Below are 19,269 nucleotides of genomic sequence, written 5' to 3'. Positions count from 1 at the left end.
AGGGGGCACGGCGGTGCGGTAGGATAGGCCGCCAGCGAGGTACTGGCTCACGCCAGCCCTTTTCCAACGGCCCTCCCCCGAACCATGGCATGCACGATTTCCATGCACCAGGCTCTCCAGAGGCCTGCGTCTTTTCAACGCAACTCCCACGATGGTCTGCTGACACATCCGTGCCAACCATCGCTTCTTGAGTCTGGCCTCCTGTGGTGCTTCACTTTGTCACAAGATGACTCGCTACTACCGCCACTCCGTCGCCTTGATCCTCGCGGATGGTAGGCGATCCCCAAGTTACACCTGATCTTCGCTCCGTCTGTAGGCACCCCGTTCGTCGTTTCCCGTTCCCTACGGGCTGGTCCTGATGCAGGCGAGCACAACGCTTGAGACGTTCATTGTGCTCATCAGGCATGGGCAATTCTACCAATCCCATCGGACGCATGAATTCCACCACGACTAGGGTTCAAGCCATCAAGCCTTTGCCTTGGACGGCCTCGCTGCCTCTCGTCTGGCTCTTGGTAGTAGAGCTTCAAGAGACGTTTCAGCAACCATGCTACAGTCCCCCCATACCTTTCGGCTGGAAGTAAGGTGCCGCGTTACTCACCTCGCCTGAGTGAGGTCGTGCTCTCGCACGACAGAAGATCAGGCGCCTCTTTGGGCGCACTCTCAACCATGCTACAAACATCCCTGGTGCTCTCAGCCCCACGCTCTTCCCAAAAGTCTTTTGCCAGGCCTTGTAGGAAATCTTTTCCAGGATGATGGTCTTGCCCAGCGCGATCACCTCATGCACCTTGCGACCATGCAGGCTCTTGCGGTGCGCCGCCAGGCGACGCTCCCTGCTGGTTTTTTGTCGCCGCGTGGCGTGATAGCGCTTGCTCAGCTTCCACCGCCGCTTCCTGGCCCCCTGCTTCTTGAGGCGTCCCTTCTCGTCGTAGTGCTCTGGGTTGGCCGCTCGCCGTTGCCGATCCATCCGTCGCTGCAACCGACGAATGGCTTTGGCGTCAGGAGTCAACTCCGTGCACAACACCTGCAGGCTGGCCTCCCCCTGCTGAGGAACGAGCGCCAGGGTCGATGGACCCAGGTCAGCTCCCACGATCCCTTGCCCCATGGGCTTGCGGAGAGGAGTACCCTCCAGGACCAGTTGCACACTGTAGCGGTCTCCTTCCGCATCGGCTCCGGCCGCTCTGGGGCTGCTAGCAGGGCGTTGGAGGAGACGAGCGTATTTGATGCGATGCCTCAGCCCATGAGCCACCACCTCATCCTCCCAATCGATGAGGGCTGGAAGGCGGTCCCCGTTCCAGAGCAGAAACCCGGCGTTTCCCTTCTCGGGTGGCTGCAAGACAAAGCGCAGGCCCGTGTCATGACGCTTGTTCTCGACGCTGCTGAAGCCTCGTCCGCGGCTCTTAAAACGCACGCGCCTGGCCTGGCCGAGGCAGACACGATTGAGGGCACGGTAGGCACGACTCGCCAGGGTTTGAGCCAGCACCGCCTCAACATGCTCGGCGATCCAGCCCACACGCAAGCCTTTGACTGCGTGATGGAAGGCGGCTTCGGTGAAGCCATGGGCTCTGCGCAAGGCGGAGAAGGCGGCCGCTCGCTCGGCCTTGTCGGTGCGAGGGATGGAGCGAGCCTCTTGCCAGGCGGGATCAGCGCGCATGCGGCGCATGCGGCGTTGTCCCAGGGAGAGGATGGCATTGTAGAGCTGACGGGCAGCTTCCAGATGGGCACGCACACGCCTGGCCTGCCCAGCGTTCACCTGAAGCGGAAGTTCCAGCAGAAATGTGGGGGTGCTCGTGGTTCGTGGGTGTGTTTTTGTCGCCTGGCCCTTCTTCTTCATCCCAGCTCCCTTCCTCCTGGCTCATGTGACGTTGGAACAGATATTCTATGCAAGAACAAGCATAGCAGCAACGTCGCATCTCGTCAAGTCCTTCACCATCCGTTGTTGTGAGGATTTGCCCCACGCCTGCGCCTTCAAAGGAACGGCGATTCATCCCTGCCTTAAAAGAGCTGAAAATTACCCACATTTAACAAAATGATACAATGGGGAATGAAAACAGAGCTCCTACAGAGCCCAGAGCACTGGGCAGAAGAAACGTTTGGACAAGTCCTCTTACACGATGTACGTCGGACGAGGCGAGCAGTGAAAGCCGCCAGTGCCATGGTAAGAGATGCCTCAGCCTCTTTGCCCAAACAACAGCATGCCTGGAAAGAGGTAAAAGCATTGTATCGTTTCCTTGACGAGCCAGATGTCACGTTTGCTGCGCTAATGCAACCTCACTGGCTGCAGACGCACACAGAGATGCAAGAGCGCCCCCTCATCTTGTTGATCCAGGATACGACGGAACTGGATTTGACGCATCGACAGAAGATGTCTGGTTTGGGACAAATCGGCGATAAAAAAGGGCGAGGATTGCTGCTGCAAACGGTGTTGGCTGTGGTACCTGAGAGCCGAGAGGTTCTGGGCTGTGCTCAACAAGAGCCTTTTGTGCGCGTTGGGGCTCCTCGCGGAGAAACCAGAGCCCAAAGAAGAAAGCGCCCCAAGGAGACGGATGTTTGGACACGCATGGTCACTCAGGTCGGAAGCGCTGCGCAGAGATCTTGTTGGATCCATGTGGGAGATCGAGGAGCCGATTTCTTTGACTTCTTTCGAACGTGCCACAAGAGCCAGGTGGAGTTTTTGGTCCGTGCGACACAAGAACGAAGAATCCAGCAAGCAGATGAGCAGATTGGGTACTTGCTCTCAGAGAGCAGAGCGAGGCCATGGCAAGCCAAGCGCCCCTTTCAGCTCCCCGCAAGTCATGGACGCAAAGCACGTCAGACCGAACTCTCGCTCTCCTTTGGGCCTCTCACCGTCTTGTCCCCTCGTAATGAGCCTAAGGCGCTGCAGGAGCCAATAAACCTGTGGGTGGTTCGTGTCTGGGAAGAAGATGGCTTGAGACCGCAAGGAGAGGAACCTCTCGAATGGATTCTGTTGACCTCGGTTCCGACACATACCTTGCAGCAAGCATGGGAACGCGCCTCTTGGTATGCGCATCGATGGATCGTGGAAGACTCTCACCAATGTCTCAAAACAGGGTGTCGCATTGAGGAACGTCAGGTCCAAAGTGCTGAACGCTTGATGCGTGTACTGGGGCTGTTATCGCCCATGGCAGTGCGCTTGTTGCAACTGCGCTCGCTTTCTCGCCAAGAACCGGAGCGCCTTGCCGCCGAAGTCATTGAGCCTGAGCTTCTGGAGGTGGTGGCGGCATGCTCTCAGCAGGAAGCATCCCTCATGGCGCTAGGGACATTTTGGACGGAGGTGGCTCGCTTGGGTGGCTTCCTTGCTCGTCGCAGCGATGGCTCTCCTGGCTGGAAAACCCTTTGGAAAGGATGGCTCCATGTGCAAACCTTGCTTGAGGGAGTCCATCTCTCTCTTCACCTCCGTTTGTAATTTGTGGGTAATTTTCAGCCTTGAAAGAGCGGGGCTTTCTCGCTCGGTTTTTGTAAACTTTAAGAAGTGAACCCACAAAGAAAAGGGGAAAGAGCATGCGAAAACCGCAACAGAAATTCACCAAAGAGTTTAAGGTAGAAGCGGTGAAACTCGTCCAATCTCGCCAGAAACCTCTGGCACAAATTGCACGAGACCTTGACATTTCTGACAGTGCCCTACATCATTGGTGGAAGCAATTTTCCGAGCATGGAGAGCAAGCGTTCCCTGGAAGCGGCCACTAGACCCCTCAGGAGGAAGAAATCCGCCAGTTAAAGCGAGAAAACGACTTGCTGTGTCAGGAGCGTGATATAGTAAAAAAAGCACTAGGCGTCTTTTCGCGCCACCAGCCCTGAGGTTTCAGTTCATTGCAGAGCATCAACACATCGCCTCAATCACCTTGCTTTGCAAGACACTTGATGTCTCTGAGAGCGGATATTATGCGTGGAAAACCCGCGAAGCTTCCAACCATTGCCGAGAAGATGCCAGGCTGGCCACAGACATTCAGCGCATTTTTCTGGAGCATAGACAGGTCTACGGTAGCCCACGGATTCATGCCGTCCTCAAAGAACGGGGAGTGCATACTTCCCGCAAACGGGTTCAACGGCTGATGCAGCAGTGAGGGATCAGTGCCCATGTGAAGCGCAAGAGCAAGCCTACTACCAAGAGCGACCCGAAGGGACGCTTTGCTCCCAATCTGCTGAACCGGGAATTCGAGGTGGAAGAGCCCAATACACGCTGGGTGAGTGATACCAAAGCGGTCGCTACTGCCGAGGGATGGCTTTACGTGGCCGCGATTGTAGATCTCTTCTCACGTCGGGTCGTGGGATGGGCGATGGATGCCATTGAAGATGGGGCTCTGGTGGAACTCGCATTACGCATGGCGGTTGCCAGACGCCAGCCAGAAGGAGGGCTACTCCATCATTCGGAGAGGGGAAGCGAGTGTATGTGCGAACGCTATCAGAGAGCTTTGCGTGAGCTGGGGATTGAGGTCAGCATGAGTCGTACAGCCAATTGTTGGGACAATGCACCGATGGAGTCCTTCTTTGCTACCCTCGCCAAAGAATGCACCAATCGTGTGCGTTTCCAGACGAGGCAGCAGGCTCGCTCAGCCATTTTTGAGTACCTGGAGTGCTTTTACAATCCCATCCGTTTACACTCGACACTCCAGTATGTCAGTCCACTTGCTCGAAAGCAAGTGCATCAGTCGAAAAGGAGCTGATCTCCACGTTTCAAGTCTCCATTTTTCTGGGCCAATTCCAAAAGAGAAGCCAGGGCGAGGGCGAGCTCGCTTGTGCGTGTGGCCAGAGCTGCACATTGGAACAGTCATTAAGCGAACGCAGAAGAAACAGGTGGTCGAGGTCACGCGTACCATGTCCTACGGGTCACAAGAGGAGGCTGAGCGGCTCTTGCAACAATCGAAAGGAGGCAATGTGCTCAATACCGCTTTCATTGAGCGCTTGAATGCCACCATGCGTCAACGGCTTGCCCTCTTGACGCGCAAATGTCATCAGAGCGCTCGCCGCCTGCATCCACTGGAGACGAGAATGTACCTGCTTGGCACGACCTACAACCTGTGTTGGCCCCATCATGAGCTCTGCAAGACGACCCATGAGGGCAGAGCCTGTACGCCTGCAATGGCAGCGGGACTCACCGACCATATCTGGACGATGAGCGAGCTCTTGCACGACAAAATCGCTCCCTTGCCATGGGTTGAGCGCAAGCGGCGAGGGCAGCGAAAGAAACAGGCTCATTCCCCTGCTCCAGTCGCTCAGCTGGCTCGTCTTCGGCCGCTGGTTCGCCTGCGCAAGGGCATCTTATGCTCAGCCACCGGTTAGCGGGGGTTCTACCTAGTCTCAGAGAACAGTGTTATCAGGAGATTTTTGTATGTCAATTATGATCACCGTCAACAACGAATCGCTGCAAGGGGAAATTCAACCACCCTTGCAGCTTGAGATATTTGAAGAACACTGTACGCTCCGCGAGATTATTCGTAGCCGCATCTATCAGGATGTCACCGAATACAACGCCCGCAAGCGTGCCCGACAGCTCTGCCTGATCCCACCATCACCCGACCAGAACCACAGTGAAGCAGTAACAGAGAACCAGCCTCAGCTCGATTGGCAATTACTATATGAGCAAGCCATCAAAGCCTTCGGGAAAAGAAGCTACATTGTGATCGTCGATACCAGACAGGTAACACAGCTCGACAGCCCGATCCTGCTCACGCCGGAGAGCAGCGTCACCTTCTTCAAACTTGTACCATTGGTGGGGGGCTAACAACGATGATCAATGAACAGGAATTGGAAACGCTTCAACAGATCCTCACAGAATACGATAAGGCTCATCGTACCAGCAAAGCCAGCCAGCAGTGTCCGCGCATCATCGAAAAAATCGATGACAATCAATATAGCCACCTCATCCAGGTAATACTGAACGATATCCAGAGAGTCCTCTATAAACATCGGCTGGAACCCTACAAGATACGCGATGATAAAACGTTTGCTTCAGACCTCTCTCTTCTCAGTGCGATCAGCGAACGAGGCGTGCCATACCAGCAGAAAGACCTGCAAGCCATCCTCTCCCTTGTGAACGACGTGTTCCAATCGTTTCTCGCGGTGGAATATCACTCAGATAGTGCACGGACCCCGTTCTTGCACCTGCTGAGCAGCTTTGTACCGGCATTGCAGCAACCAGAGATTCTCAACTATTGTCGCAGCGAATGCGAAACACTCTATACCTATGTGTATCGCTGGGGCACCTTTGAACCATTCCACGAATCCTACCAGCTTCGACAACAGCTCGAAGCGCTGCTCTTTGGGGACGACGCACCCGGCCTTATCTTCCAATTACGCAGATATGCCAGCGGGGATGCACCCGATAGCGACGAGCAAGCCAAAGTCTTACTCACTATACTCCACCAGGAGCTACGCGGACTGAGGCTCTACAAATATGACCACCCTGTATTTGCGTTGCTCAGACAAGCCAGCCCGCCCGTCAAAAAGAGTATGATTCTCCTTGCCTTACAGGAAGGTATAGGTATTCAATCGGATGAGATTACATATAATAACCGGGAGATAGTAGCCGCGCTCATCACAGATGATCTTCCCTGGACCGATGCAGATATTCAGCGCATCCTGAACATCCTTGCGCACGGTGGAGAACTCGGCAATGGCCGCAGAGGGGGCATCGTTCTACTGCAATACGCGCTCACTATCCTTAAAGCATCAGGCAAATCTTTCCGTAACCAGCCAGAGCTGCTAACACTTGAAGCTCGTCTGGCACAGGAAAAAATGAGCTATATGCAAGACAAAATCTACGCATTGAGACAGTCCATTACAGCGATGTCCTCTCCCGGCAATTCACATGGACTCGCCGCGCTCCTTCATGCCTATCAAGAAAACCAGATGCCAGATGAAGAACAGGTGGACACGTTTCTTGTCGCCTACCAGCGCGAGTTCGGAGAGCACGTACCGCCTCTGGATCATCCTCTCTTGCAGCAGATGAGGGATACCCTCAGCGATTCGCTTAAAGCGCGTGTCATCAGCACCACAATCCAGAGTAGAAGTCTCTTAGAGCGAGATATGAATCTCGTCACAGTTCTCTCCTCTACACCCCTCACCTGTAGTAGAGAAGATGTTCGTGCGACCCTGCACAGCTGCGTGACATTTTATAGCAACCAGAATCTACGCAATCTGCATAACTATCCCCATAGCTTGACGTTCGATGAACGAGGTCGTTTCTTGCAATGGGCGATCAGCATCACGGCAGTTTTACACGCCATCGCACCCGCCATCAAACAGCCTGCTATCCACGAATATGTACAGGAAGAGCTCCATACACTCTACGCCTGGTCGCAAGAAGCAGATTACACAGACTACTTCTTGAATGGAAGTCAGGAGACATACGCGTTGTACCTCTTAATCGCGGACCTGTGCTACGCTGGGAATTCTCCCGGCCTTGCTCCACTGCTACGCGACGATGCCGAAAAGGCCGAGTCATCAGCAGAAGAGCACGCACATGCCATCCTGGTCGCCTATCATCAGGAGATGCGAGACGGCCTGGTCAACAGGCCATATGTGGTTGAATTTATCAGTCAACAGGCCAGCGAGCAGATCAAAGCTCACCTGATCAAGGAAGCATTGCTCGATGGCTATACATCCACTCTGAACCCTCCAGACTCTTATTCCAATCACCACCCCGTACACTACAAGCAAAATGTTCTGCTTATCCAGGCTATCTTTACCTACGATCTGCCCTATAGCTACGAGGATATCTATGGTATCCTGGTGGGCATCGCAAAGCTATTCGGGCTGGATGATAGTTATTATCGAACATTTCAATACGGCCCACAAAATATACGGCTCTTCGACCTGTTTAAAACCTTCGTTCCTGTGCTCAAGCCGTCAGAGTTAGAACGTCTTTGTCAGGACGAGTTAGCACCTCTCTATGAACACCTCTCGCAAGTCCGCTGGCATAGCGCACAGATAGAGGAAAATCAAATGCGCCTTCTGATCCGCCACCTCCTCTTCCCACAAAGCGCGGGTCCATTGAGAGATCTTCTCCAGGACAACACCAGACTCTTTACCAGCGATAGTGAGCTCCTCATACTGCTGGCAGCATATCATGAGGAGTTTGGAGCGGGCACCCCGGATATAGACGCCGAGCTTACACGCCTGATTCAGCAACGACTCGGCGCACAGAGCATCGTGCGTCTCCTGCGCCTGAGCGCGGAAGAGACACACAACATCCAACCCGGCTCTGAATCCGAGCGGAGAGAGGGAAACACCTACCAGGTAGAGCAGGATCTCTGCCTGATAGGAACCTTGCTCAACAACCAGCTGCCCTTCGTCCCTGAAGACATTCATCTGCTCCTGCATGATCTCCTGGGAATACGTTACGCGACCCATACCCTCAGGCCATACGTGCAAGAACTGGAGCCATTCCTGCGGCAACCGGACGTGCTGGCACAGTGTCGCGCCGAGATCAAGTGGTTAGTCAACCAGACGAAAAATTCCCTCTCCGATCCGGATACCCGTCGCTTCCATCTCCTGCTCCGCGATCTGCTCTCCGAACGGGGACAACAGTTCAGCTATCCTTTGCTGCCCGATCGCTGGGGTACCGCTATTCTTGACGAACTGACGGACCTCACGCCAGAGCAACGTGATCCCTGGCTCGCGATCTTGAACCTGTGTGCCAGTGCTAAGGGAACGGCCCCTACAGACAAATGGCAGCAGCAGGCCTACACGCTCACGGAAGCCATAGAGCCAGAGCAACTCACATCCACCGTACGGCGCTGGATCGACCTTTTCTGCACCCAGAAGGAAGGCCGCATGGATGGCGATAACTCTGACATCTTGCGTGGGCTGATCTGGCTCTGTCGCGGAAATAGCGATCGTGGACTGGCTGCGACCCTGGCCGATGCCGCTATTGAGGGCTATCGCAAGCTCCCGGGTGAGGGACCGCGCTGCCCTAAAGTGGGAGATGCTGGCATCTTCACGCTCGCGACCATGCCCGGCAAGGACGCGATCAGTCAACTAGAACGCATCCGCAGAAATGTTAAACAGCCTTCCTATCAGGAAAAAATCGGCAAGGCACTGGATGGCGTTGCCAGACGTGAGAAGATGAGTCGTGAAGACCTGGAAGAATTGATGCTCCCAACCTTCGATCTGCACGATGGTCAGCTTCAGATCACTGTTGGCGATTGGACTGTACAGCTAGACGCAGGAGGAAGAAAAGTAGAGCCGCTCTGGTTTGATGCCAGCGGTCAGCCGCAAACGAAACTCCCAACCGCATTCAAGCGTGAGCACAAAGATGAGATCAAGTCCGTCGATCGTCTGGCGGACGCTATGCAACACTTGATCAGCTCACAACGGGGCCGATTAGAGCTCCTGTACCTGAATCCGCGACACTGGTCACTGGAGGACTGGCGTGAACGTTACCTGGAGCATCCATTGGTCAGCGTGCTGGCTCGACGACTCATCTGGCAGATCAGTTCTGGTGCACACAACTGGCGCGTCATCTGGCAACATGGGCAACTGGTCAACGCGCAGGGCCAGCCCTGTGAGTTGCCTACCCAGAGTGAGGTTACTCTCTGGCATCCCCTCATGAGTGAGCCCCAGGAGGCGCAGCTCTGGCAACTCTGGTTGGAGGAACAACAGATCACACAGCCCTTCAAGCAAGCGCACCGTGAAATCTATCCCATTACGGACGCAGAGCAGGACACATACGACTACTCGCGCCGTTTTGCGGACCACATTATCCAGCAGCACCAACTTAATGCTCTGGCCCGTGCTCGTGACTGGCAATTCTCCCTGCACAGCAATTTTTCTGGCTCGATCCAGGATGATCCGGCTTATATAGATATCCCATCGGCGGGAATACGTGCCGAATTCACGCTCGGCAATCTATATCAGGATCAAGAGATCCCACGCTACCTTTTGACCAGGAAGGTACGCTTTCAGCCCATCACCAGCCCTTTTCACAACCAGCAGTTCAAGCCACTGGAAGAGATTCCCCCCATTGTCTTTTCAGAGATAATGCGCGACGTGGATCTCTTTGTCAGCGTCACCAGCGTAGGCACTGATATCTATGGTCATGATGATGGAGATTCATTACTGGCAGAGTACTGGCAATCCTATAACCAGGAGACGCCTTCCCTGCAAATTGAAGCAAGAAGGCAGATCCTGGAACGCTTGTTGCCGCGTCTGGCAATCAGCGAACGATGTTCACTGGAAGAACGCTTTCTCACCGTGCGCGGTGACTTGCATACCTATCGTATCCATCTCATTTCTGGCAATATCTTCATGCAACCGGGGGACCAGTATCTATGTATCGTCTTTGGAGGAAAGATGCATAAGACGGAGAAAGAGCGCTTCTTCTTGCCTTTCGAAGGCGATCCTTTGCTATCGCTCATACTCTCCAAGGCATTCTTGCTGGCGGAGGATAGCAAAATTAAGGATAAAACAATCCTCAGCCAGATTCGCCGTTGATTCCGGTATTCCATCCCGGTTCTGTAGGGGAGGAGACAAGCTCCTCCCCTACAGAACAGAGGGAGCAACAAGATCGCGCGAGTATGGGGACAGACGGAGCGCAAATTGAAACGCTTGGCAGAGTAACTCATATTGCGGTAGCACATCCGGTTGTAAATCGATAATATAGATGAGGGTGAAATTGAGAGGATAAATGAGGGTATTGTCAACTTGTTCGTGGGGATGAAATATATTGATGAGTTATAAAGAGGAGAGACGCTGAAGGGCAATGGGAGGTGAGGATGTCTTTGTGGTTATGCGACCAGTTTCACCCCAGTCACTTCATTCCATTGCTGGAATCGACCCTGTAACGTGGCACGGTATTCTCGCGCATTCAAACGATGACGTTGCGGTTGGAAATGCCCCGAGATGGGACCGAACGCGGAAAGAAAGCGTTGTACCTGTTTGGCTGATTTGAATTTGCGCATTTTCTTCTCGCGCAGTCGGGTGGGTTGATGCGAGTTTTCTGCTCGATTGTTCAGCCCTTTGTGCTGACGGTGCTCCACCCCAGGCAGGATGTCGCGTTTCGCCGCCCCATAATTCTTCAGCTTATCAGTGATGATGACTCGCGGAACGTATTGGAGCCCTTTGAGCAGCTTGCGAAAAAATCTTGTCGCCGCTTTCTTATCGCGGCGGCTCTGGACCAGAATGGCGAGCACGTTGCCATCCTGATCCACAGCTCGCCATAAATAGTGTCTCTTTCTGCGGATTGTGAGAAACACCTCATCCATCTGCCACTTCTCGCCACAACGAGGACGGCGACGCCGCAATTCATTGGCATACGTTTGGCCGAATTTGAGGCACCACTGCCGAACTGTTTCATAGGTCACGACGATCCCACGCTGTGCCAGAAGTTCCTCAACATCACGGAAACTGAGCGAAAAGCGGAAATAGAGCCACACCGCGTGGCCGATAATGACGGGCGGGAAACGAAAACCTTTGTAATTGGGAGAAATACGGTTTGTTTTCATAAAGGCATTCTAACAGAGTGTTCAGCTCTATCGCCAAGTTGACAATACCATGTCGAGCACAATGCCATCCTGATCCACAGCTCGCCAGAGAGTGTGTTTCTTGCCGCGAATGGTGAGAACCATTTCATCCATCTGCCACATGTCGCCACTGTGAGGGCGGAGGCGACGCAACTTATTGGCGTAGGTCTGTCCAAACGTTAAACACCATTGCCGGGCCGTTTCATAGCTCACAATGATCCCGCGTTGTGCCAAGAGCTCTTCGACATCACGAAAACTGAGTGAGAAACGAAAATAGAGCCATACCTCATGGCTGATAATTTCTGGTGGAAAGCGGTAACCTTTGTAATCGGGAGCAATGGGAATTGTTTTCATAAAGCTACTTTAACACATTTTTCAGCTCTATCGTCAAGTTGACAATACCCAAAAAAGCTTACTCTCCTTGGGAAAGGAGACCAAGAGCCCGTGCTCGTACAACCGCCTGGGTACGATTGGTGGCTTCAAGTTTGTTGAGGATATGCGTGATATGATGTTTGACGGTGCCAGCCACGACTACCAACGCTTCCGCAATCTCCTGGTTCGAGGCACCGCGTGCGAGCAAGTGTAATACCTCATGTTCACGTGTGGTCAAGGGGTCCAGCAGCGGTTGTGGGCTCAAGGATGGCTCTTTTTTCCGATCAGTCGGCTGGAGTATCGGCTGCTGATTGAACGCACCCAAAAGCGTCTCCAGATAGGGGAGATCCTCCATGCGGGGGTTCTGTTGTCTGAGTTGGGAGAGCAAGTCAGCGATGAGGGCCCCTTCATCTACAAAATGACGGATGTAGCCTTCTGGTGCACCTAGATGCACGGCCTGCGAAAGCAAAGACAATACATCTTGCTGTCGCTGGAGCATCTGGTACGCCTGTGTCTGCAAGAGCCACATTTCCAGCACATGGTTCCATCGTTGCGTGACCGTTGCCTGTTTTACCAGAGGGTTGAGCAGGGTCAACGCCTGGTCTGGTTGGGCTTCGGCAAGCAGCAAACGAACGCATGCCACCTGTTGTCGTTCCCGCGCCAGCGGAGAAACCAGCGGATCTTTCTGCTCCAGATCGCGCACCCAGTGTCGTGCCTGTTCCAGATGGCCACCCGCCAGCCATAAACGCATCTGATCGACACTGCTCCAGATCGCTGTGCGATATGGCGACGGCATGACTCTCCAGGCGTAATCCAATTGCTGAAAGGCTTTTTGGGCCTCCTCTAACCTCTCTTGCGAGAGGGCAATCCGCATCAATATGGTATATGCAAGGGGCAAGAACGCCAGAACTTCGGCCTGTTCGCCAAGCTCGATCGCTTGTTCTGCGAGGTACTGGGCTTCCTCTAACTGGTTCCATTCATGTAAGAGGCTTGCCTGAGACGCATAGTGCCAGCACAACCAGGTTGACTGATCCCCCTCCAGGGTTTGAAGCGCATGGAGTGCCTGCTCGCAGAGTTGCCACGCCTGGTGTAAATTGCCCATCAGTATCATTTCTTGTATTACTACATACAAGTAGGCGCCTTCGAGCACTCGATCATCCTCCGCTTTGATTTGACTCCATTCCTCCTGCATTTTCTGCGTGCTGCGTGCGAAATAACCTTGAGAGAAGTTTGCCTGCGCTTGGGCCAATGTTATATGGCACCGTAGTATCCGTTGTTGTTCATCAAGGTGGGAGAGCGCCTCCTGACAGAAGGCTCGCGTTGCTCCTGGATCCCCATGATAAAAACTTGCAATCGCCGCCTGCAAGGCAGCGATTTCCCCCAGAAGAGAAGCCGGTGTCTCTGGTTCATGTACACCTCGCGTGCTGGCTGCCTGTTCTTCTCGTCGTTGGGCTCGTGTCCAGGCAGATCTCGCATCGTGCACCCAGCTTTCGGTGATCCCTGGATGTGCAACCCAAAATAGGCTTCGAGCATAAGCCAGGCATAAACGAGGCCGCTCGCGCACAACCTCGCGTGGGAGTTGTTCAATCCAGGACGGGAGCTGTGCGTACTTAAGGAAGAAGAGACGCTGGGCGGGAATCTGCTCCATTTGCAGTGCAGCCCAGAGCCAATCGTGCGCATGTAGCGCGGACTGGATCGCGTTGCTGCGCATCTGCTGTGCTGCATACCACTGACTGGCCCGCAGATGCAGCAGTGGCACCTCTGTGGGAGAGGTCTGCTCTAGCCGAGCACGCAGAACCGAGGCCCAGAAGGGACAATAGGCATACCACTGACGCTGCTCATCCAGGGGATTGAGAAAGAGATTCGCTCGTTCTACCTCCTCCAGAAAGAACTGGCTATCGTGCTGCTCCAGGACCGTATCACACAAGGAGTTGCAGAGGCAGGGTAAGATGGACGTTCGCAGGAGGAAGCGCTGTACCTGTTCTTTCTGGCGGTTCAGCACCTCCTGTACCAGATACGCGAAAAGCTCGGGCTGGGTTCCCTGACGTGCTTGCAGCAGTTCGCTGGGGTGCGCTCCCCCCTCCAAGGAAAGCGCTGCCAGTCGTATGCCCGCCCACCAGCCTTGCAGGCGTACATCCACCTCTCGGGTTTCCTGTTCGGTAAGCCGAAGATCCATCACATTGCAGAGAAAGGTTGTTATCTCTTCTCTGGACGCCCGCAACTGCTTGGTGCGTAATTCCTGGATTTGTGCCTGTGCGCGTAGCCGGGCGAGGGAAAAAGGAGAGCCCGTCTGAGTCGCTACGACGACACACAGCGTGGGCGGTAGGTGCTCAAGCAGGAAGGCAAGCTGGGCATGGATTGTGGGCTCTGTCATCTCCTCATAATTGTCCAGCACCAGCACCAGGTGTTCACGTTGCCGGGCCAGGTTATTAACAAGAGCCGTGAGTACTGCCTGCCAGGAGGGTTGGGGTATCTCGGACAAGGAAGCAACGGGCAGAGGCGAGAGCCCAGGCTGGCACTGTTCCAGTGCGGTAAGAACATACGTCCAAAACTGCACAGGAGCGTTATCGCCTGCATCAAGTGACACCCAGGCTGCTGGCAGGTGGTGGCCTGAAGCCAACGAGCGAACCCAGCTGGCCAGCAGCGTGGTCTTCCCGAAGCCTGCGGCGGCGGAGATGAACACAAGGCGCCGGTGGAGGCCAGCATTGAGCAAGGCCAGGAGACGAGGGCGAGCAATGAGCTCATGGGAAAGGGTTGGGGGCAGAAACTTGGTCACAAGCAGAGGATCAGACGAGGCGCGTGGAACAGGTTCGGGCGCGTTGCCTTGTGGTTTCTGGTTTATATGGTCCATGATCGTTCACCTTTTATGGAGGGGATATGCTCTTTTGCCCTTGTGCGGATGAGGAGGTCAACGCTTTTGAACCCGCGCAGGCCCCTGTCCTTGAAAGAGATCCCTTGCGCCTTGTTGCTGTGGCAGCGTTCTTTCTCTCTGGCTATCCTCTGTGCATGCACGTTCACCAACATAGGTAGTCGACAAGGGCATATGAGTAGCGCTATTCCTATTACTTTCGTGCCGGGTGCCAAATGTCGCTACGCACCTTCTTCTGTCACCTTCGATCCATGACTTTCCCTCCGCTCTTCTAGTATACTCCGAGAGTCAGGGGTCATCCGCCAGAGGGAATGCTGGCGATACGTGATGAATGGCACCACTTGCCAAATTAAAGCAGGACAGATTCTTAATCAGGGATGAGGTAAGTGAAAGGGAAAAGAATAGTATGACACCTACCATTGGAAAAGCAAATCAGCTGGAAATAAAAGAAGACTATCGTGCGTTACTTGATGCACTTCCCCACTTTGTCTGGCTCATGCAACCTGACGGCTCTCTCGTCTACGCGAATCAATGCTGGCGCGACTATCACCATCCGCTCGCCCGACACGTTGGAGAGCAGATGGGTGTTCCGCATCAACAGCTTGATGACTGCCCAGGCGTTCAGAACAGGCAACTTCCCCCCCACACAAATTCCCTCCCTGAGCAAGAGATCTGGCTTCAGAACTTTCATCCCGAGGATAAAGAGCGTATTCGGGCACTGTGGCGCCAGGCAGTTGCCATGGGTGAACCCTTTGCGTTTGAATATCGCCTCGGGGATGAACGCACGAACACATATCGCTGGTTTTTAGCACAGCATGCCCCCTGCGCAATGAAGCTGGGCAGATTATCTTGTGGTTGAGCACCTGTACCGATATCGATGACCAGAAACGGACGGAAGAGACCTTGCGCCAGAGCCAGAAACGCGTGGATCTGCTGATGAACTCCAGTATCATTGGGATCTTTTGCGCCGAAGACGATGAGATTGTGTGTGCCAATACCACGTTTCTCCGCATGACCGGAAACAGCCAGGAAGATCTGCAGCAGCGAAATGTCCCCTGGGCGACCACGACACCTGCACTCGCTTCCTCTTTTTCCCAGCAGGCCTACCAGGAAATGGTCGCACACCACTGCATGACTCCCTTTGAAATGGAACTGGTGTGTAAAGATGGCAGCCACCTTCCTGTCTTACTGGGAGGCATCGCATTTCATGAGGAGGTGCTGCAAGGGGTTGGCTTTGTCATGGATAATTCCGCTTGCCGGGAGTTGGAGCAGCGCAAAGATACCTTTTTGGGCATGATCAGCCATGAATTGAAGACCCCCCTTGCGTCCTTGAAGTTGCAAACCCAATTTTTGCGCAAGAAACTTGAGAAACAAGATCTTCCCAATGTGGAGGTGGTGTGTGCGCGCATGGACACCCAACTCCATGCCGTCACACGCCTGGTCGACGAGTTACTCGACGTCTCGCACATCCAGACCGGAAAGCTGGAATATGCGCAAGAGATGGTCGATTTGGACGAGATACTTGAGGAAGTGGTTGGCGTGATTCAGGGTGTACACACTACCCATACGATCATGCTCCGTCATGCTGCATCTCCGGCTGCCGTGGTTGGAGATCGCGATCGACTCGCGCGCGTCTTCCTGAATCTGCTCAGCAATGCGATCAAGTATGCTCCAGACGCCCCGCTGATCGAGGTGGGGCTCGCCACCGAGGCCTCGGCGGTTACCATCAGCGTACGCGACCAGGGGATTGGGATTCCGCGAGAGTTGCAAGGGAGGATCTTTGAACGGTTCTACCGAGCGGTCCCGCTCCAGCAGTGTGCCTTTCCTGGACTCGGGATGGGCTTGTATATTGTCGCAGAGATTGTCAGGCGTCACGGGGGAACAATTCGGGTTGAGAGCGAGAAGGGAAAAGGCTCAATTTTTCACGTTACATTCCCCCTCGCCGCTTCGCGGCGAGGGGGACCAGAAGTATTGAAGGAAAAGAGAGATGGGCAAGACTCAATCAAGAGCGTATGAATATACTGATAGCAAATGTATCCTCATTGTTGAAGATGACCCTATGCTGGGTGATCTCCTGCTGGAAGCCCTCCAACAGGAGGAAACCTATGGGGTGCTCCATGCCCTTAGTGGAGAAATGGCGCTGCGTATCCTGCAAACAGACGTTCCCGCGTTAGTGCTCCTGGACTACCATCTCCCTGGAATAAACGGTCTGGAACTAGCAGAGTGGCTGAGGAGTCGAAAAGAGCATGAGCACATCCCTCTTCTTCTGATAAGTGCGGATATCCCACGAGAAGCCAGCGGCAAAAAGTATCTCAGAACGCTGCAAAAGCCCTTTGAACTGGAAACGCTGTTTCAATTGGTCGCTGAACTGCTAGCCTCAGGGGCACAGGGTGACCCTGGCGGTACATTGAGATAAACCTCCACAGGTTTTGCTGTAAGCGGAGCTGTTTGCCTCACGGCGCACGAGTGCAGGAGAAAGTCAAACAGTTGCTCGGCGAGGAAGGCGTGACTGCCATCGTCGCCGTGGCTGACAGCATCCCGCTCGATGAACTCGTGGAGTAAGCCACCCAAAGCGTTGTCTATGCAATGTAGAGTGCAGTAAATGTTGTATACACAACGCGCAGTGTAACAAACCCCGTCACATCCACCTTGTGGAAAAAGCGGTCCATAATGTTGTATATACAACAAAAAAGAGAACAAAGCCATCACGTCAACTGGAAAGGAACATATACCATGAGCACCATTGTGAAAGCCGCCTCCGTGCAGATCAGCCCTGTGTTGTACAGCCGAGAGGGAACTGTTGAGAAGGTTGTGAAGAAGATCCGTGAGCTGGGTAAGCAGGGCGTCCAGTTCGTGACCTTCCCCGAGACTGTCATTCCCTACTACCCCTATTTCTCCTACATGCTGCCAGCATTCGACATGAGGATGGGGAAGGAGCATCAATGTCTGCTCGAAGAGTCAGTCACGGTCCCGTCTGCCGAAACCCATGCAATCGGTGAGGCTGCAAGGGAGGCGAATATGGTCGTCTCAATCGGCGCCAATGAGCGCGATGGTCGCTCAATCTACAATACGCAGCTGCTTTTCGACGCGGACGGGACGCTGATCCAGCGCCGCCGCAAGATCACGCCAACCTATCAGGAGCGGATGATTTGGGGCCAGGGTGACGGCTCCGGTCTGCGTGCCGTCGAGAGTGCCGTTGGGCGTATCGGACAACTCGCCTGCTGGGAGCACTTCCAGCCGCTCGCGCGTTATGCGATGATTGCCGATGGTGAGGAGATCCACTCGGCGATGTATCCCGGATCATTTGCCGGCCAGCGGTTCGCGGAGAAGATGGAAGTGAGCATCCGCCAGCACGCCCTCGAATCCGCTTGTTTTGTCGTCAACGCGACGGCGTGGCTCGATGCCGATCAGCAAGCAAGACTTATGAAGGATACAGGGTGTGCGATTGAGCCGATATCCGGAGGCTGTTTTACCGCCATTGTGAACCCGGAGGGCCAGATCATAGGTGAGCCTCTCAAAGCTGGTGAAGGCGAAGTAATTGCCGATCTTGACTTCGCTCTCATCGACTCCCGCAAGAGACTCATGGACGCGCGTGGCCACTACAGCCGCCCCGAACTGCTTAGTCTGCTGATCGATCGGACGCCCGCGTCGCACGTCCATGAGCGTACCGCGCACCCGAAGGCTGAGGCTTTGCGCGCGGCTGTCGACGAGGAGAGGACTATCGAGGTCCTGTAATCCCGCTGTTCGTCCCACCGGCCACCTGCCGCGCCGGACCCGGCATGGTCGGGGAGAAAATCAGGCACACGGCAGACGTCGGGGATCCGTCAAGAGGTAGATAGCTGCTGTTCAAAAAGCAGATCAGTAAAGGAGAAGCAGTATGACAACGCTAGATACGTTGATAGAACGAAACCAGGACTTCGCTGCCCGTCATTTTCCCAGGGCGTTACCCATGATGCCGACCTTGAGGACCATGATCATTGGCTGTGTGGATCCGCGCGTCGATCCGGCTCACCTTCTTGGCCTCCAGCCAGGAGAGGCGGTCGTGATCCGCAATGTGGGGGGGCGCATCACTCCCGCGACCTTGCAGACTATGGGGATGCTGGGTAGGGTCGGCCAGGAGGAAGGAGTCCCTTCCGCCGGCGAGTTTCACCTGGTCGTGCTTCAGCACACCCAATGCGGGATTGCGCACCTCCAAGGGCAGCCAGCCCTGCTGGCGAGCTACTTTGGCATCGACCAGGAAGCACTGGCAGCCAAAGCGGTCACCGATCCATATGCCGCGGTGGCGGTCGATGTGGCTGCCCTCAAGGCGAACCCAGCCCTTCCCGGCAACCGGCTGGTGTCCGGACTCGTTTATGATGTGACCACCGGGCTGGTCGAGGTCGTCGCACCACCGACTTCCCTGCGTCATCCGGAGAGCCAGGCGTAAGACGGTCAGGCATGTCATCTCTGCGCCCATCTCACCGCATCCCGTGGTCTCTCTCCACCTGGCAAAACGGAACCATATTCCCCAGTGCCAGAGACCACCGTTCTGTGGAGATGCGACTGAAC

12 protein-coding genes and 3 pseudogenes are annotated in these 19,269 nt (G+C 54.6%); 10 read left to right on the top strand and 5 right to left on the bottom strand.

Features of this window, described 5'->3' with window-relative positions; translation table 11 throughout:
* Positions 1–211: 211 nt before the first annotated feature.
* Complete coding sequence (locus K3T82_RS46025; protein ID WP_220195347.1) at positions 212–427, bottom strand: hypothetical protein; 216 nt, start codon at positions 425–427, stop codon at positions 212–214.
* 231 nt (positions 428–658) lie between these two features.
* Positions 659–1,831: pseudogene (locus tag K3T82_RS46020) on the bottom strand (nuclease/transposase family protein); the annotation flags it as partial.
* A 210-nt stretch (positions 1,832–2,041) separates the two neighbouring features.
* Between K3T82_RS46020 and K3T82_RS46015 the strand changes: the two are divergent.
* From K3T82_RS46015 to K3T82_RS45985, 5 genes and pseudogenes are all read left to right on the top strand, one after another.
* A complete protein-coding gene (locus tag K3T82_RS46015) occupies positions 2,042–3,424 on the top strand; it encodes an IS4 family transposase (RefSeq protein WP_220200176.1) in 1,383 nt (460 codons plus the stop codon).
* Positions 3,425–3,519: 95 nt separating this feature from the next.
* Positions 3,520–4,682, top strand: a pseudogene (locus K3T82_RS50775) (IS3 family transposase).
* Between the two features lie 76 nt (positions 4,683–4,758).
* Positions 4,759–5,298 (top strand): hypothetical protein, encoded by a 540-nt coding sequence (locus K3T82_RS45995; RefSeq protein WP_236031949.1) that lies wholly within the window; start codon positions 4,759–4,761, stop codon positions 5,296–5,298.
* A 49-nt stretch (positions 5,299–5,347) separates the two neighbouring features.
* A complete protein-coding gene (locus tag K3T82_RS45990) occupies positions 5,348–5,740 on the top strand; it encodes a hypothetical protein (protein WP_220200172.1) in 393 nt (130 codons plus the stop codon).
* A gap of 5 nt (positions 5,741–5,745) precedes the next feature.
* Positions 5,746–10,452 carry a DUF4132 domain-containing protein gene (locus K3T82_RS45985; protein WP_220200171.1) on the top strand — a complete coding sequence of 1,569 codons (4,707 nt, stop codon included), beginning with the start codon at positions 5,746–5,748 and terminating at the stop codon, positions 10,450–10,452.
* Between the two features lie 293 nt (positions 10,453–10,745).
* Here the strand turns inward: K3T82_RS45985 and K3T82_RS45980 are convergent, their stop codons facing one another.
* The 3 genes and pseudogenes from K3T82_RS45980 to K3T82_RS45970 all read right to left on the bottom strand — a co-directional run bounded on the left by K3T82_RS45980 (position 10,746) and on the right by K3T82_RS45970 (position 14,703).
* Positions 10,746–11,462: an IS6 family transposase gene (locus tag K3T82_RS45980; RefSeq protein WP_220200170.1), complete on the bottom strand. Its 717-nt coding sequence runs from the start codon at positions 11,460–11,462 to the stop codon at positions 10,746–10,748.
* A 30-nt stretch (positions 11,463–11,492) separates the two neighbouring features.
* Positions 11,493–11,834: pseudogene (locus tag K3T82_RS45975) on the bottom strand (IS6 family transposase); the annotation flags it as partial.
* A gap of 58 nt (positions 11,835–11,892) precedes the next feature.
* A complete protein-coding gene (locus tag K3T82_RS45970; protein WP_220200169.1) occupies positions 11,893–14,703 on the bottom strand; it encodes a winged helix-turn-helix domain-containing protein in 2,811 nt (936 codons plus the stop codon).
* Positions 14,704–15,127: 424 nt separating this feature from the next.
* On the opposite strand from K3T82_RS45970, the gene K3T82_RS45965 reads away from it, so the two are divergent.
* From K3T82_RS45965 to K3T82_RS50770, 5 genes are all read left to right on the top strand, one after another.
* Positions 15,128–15,580, top strand: coding sequence for a PAS domain-containing protein (locus K3T82_RS45965; RefSeq protein WP_220200168.1), 453 nt, complete (start codon positions 15,128–15,130; stop codon positions 15,578–15,580).
* Positions 15,571–16,737 (top strand): PAS domain-containing sensor histidine kinase, encoded by a 1,167-nt coding sequence (locus tag K3T82_RS45960; RefSeq protein WP_220200167.1) that lies wholly within the window; start codon positions 15,571–15,573, stop codon positions 16,735–16,737. Before K3T82_RS45965 ends, K3T82_RS45960 begins: the two co-directional genes overlap by 10 nt.
* Complete coding sequence (locus tag K3T82_RS45955; RefSeq protein WP_220200166.1) at positions 16,709–17,137, top strand: response regulator; 429 nt, start codon at positions 16,709–16,711, stop codon at positions 17,135–17,137. The genes K3T82_RS45960 and K3T82_RS45955 overlap by 29 nt, the downstream gene beginning before the upstream one ends.
* Before the next feature lie 317 nt (positions 17,138–17,454).
* The gene (locus K3T82_RS45950; RefSeq protein WP_220200165.1) at positions 17,455–18,456 is read left to right on the top strand and encodes a nitrilase-related carbon-nitrogen hydrolase; all 1,002 of its coding nucleotides are present in this window, start codon (positions 17,455–17,457) and stop codon (positions 18,454–18,456) included.
* 142 nt (positions 18,457–18,598) lie between these two features.
* Positions 18,599–19,147 (top strand): carbonic anhydrase, encoded by a 549-nt coding sequence (locus tag K3T82_RS50770; protein WP_220200164.1) that lies wholly within the window; start codon positions 18,599–18,601, stop codon positions 19,145–19,147.
* The last annotated feature ends 122 nt before the right edge of the window (positions 19,148–19,269 follow it).

The sequence above is a fragment of the Ktedonospora formicarum genome (assembly GCF_016587355.1).
GTDB classification, from domain to species: domain Bacteria; phylum Chloroflexota; class Ktedonobacteria; order Ktedonobacterales; family Ktedonobacteraceae; genus Ktedonobacter; species Ktedonobacter formicarum.
The sequence above is the reverse complement of the archived record's forward strand: the minus strand, read 5'-3'. Positions and strand labels throughout refer to the sequence as shown.

What these genes read in the sequence shown, in the direction of transcription:
- K3T82_RS46025 (WP_220195347.1), bottom strand. Translation starts at nt 427, where the DNA reads ATGGGATTGGTAGAATTGCCCATGCCTGATGAGCACAATGAACGTCTC.
- K3T82_RS46015 (WP_220200176.1), top strand. Translation starts at nt 2,042, where the DNA reads ATGAAAACAGAGCTCCTACAGAGCCCAGAGCACTGGGCAGAAGAAACG.
- K3T82_RS45990 (WP_220200172.1), top strand. Translation starts at nt 5,348, where the DNA reads ATGTCAATTATGATCACCGTCAACAACGAATCGCTGCAAGGGGAAATT.
- K3T82_RS45985 (WP_220200171.1), top strand. Translation starts at nt 5,746, where the DNA reads ATGATCAATGAACAGGAATTGGAAACGCTTCAACAGATCCTCACAGAA.
- K3T82_RS45980 (WP_220200170.1), bottom strand. Translation starts at nt 11,462, where the DNA reads ATGAAAACAAACCGTATTTCTCCCAATTACAAAGGTTTTCGTTTCCCG.
- K3T82_RS45970 (WP_220200169.1), bottom strand. Translation starts at nt 14,703, where the DNA reads ATGGACCATATAAACCAGAAACCACAAGGCAACGCGCCCGAACCTGTT.
- K3T82_RS45965 (WP_220200168.1), top strand. Translation starts at nt 15,128, where the DNA reads ATGACACCTACCATTGGAAAAGCAAATCAGCTGGAAATAAAAGAAGAC.
- K3T82_RS45955 (WP_220200166.1), top strand. Translation starts at nt 16,709, where the DNA reads ATGGGCAAGACTCAATCAAGAGCGTATGAATATACTGATAGCAAATGT.
- K3T82_RS45950 (WP_220200165.1), top strand. Translation starts at nt 17,455, where the DNA reads ATGAGCACCATTGTGAAAGCCGCCTCCGTGCAGATCAGCCCTGTGTTG.
- K3T82_RS50770 (WP_220200164.1), top strand. Translation starts at nt 18,599, where the DNA reads ATGACAACGCTAGATACGTTGATAGAACGAAACCAGGACTTCGCTGCC.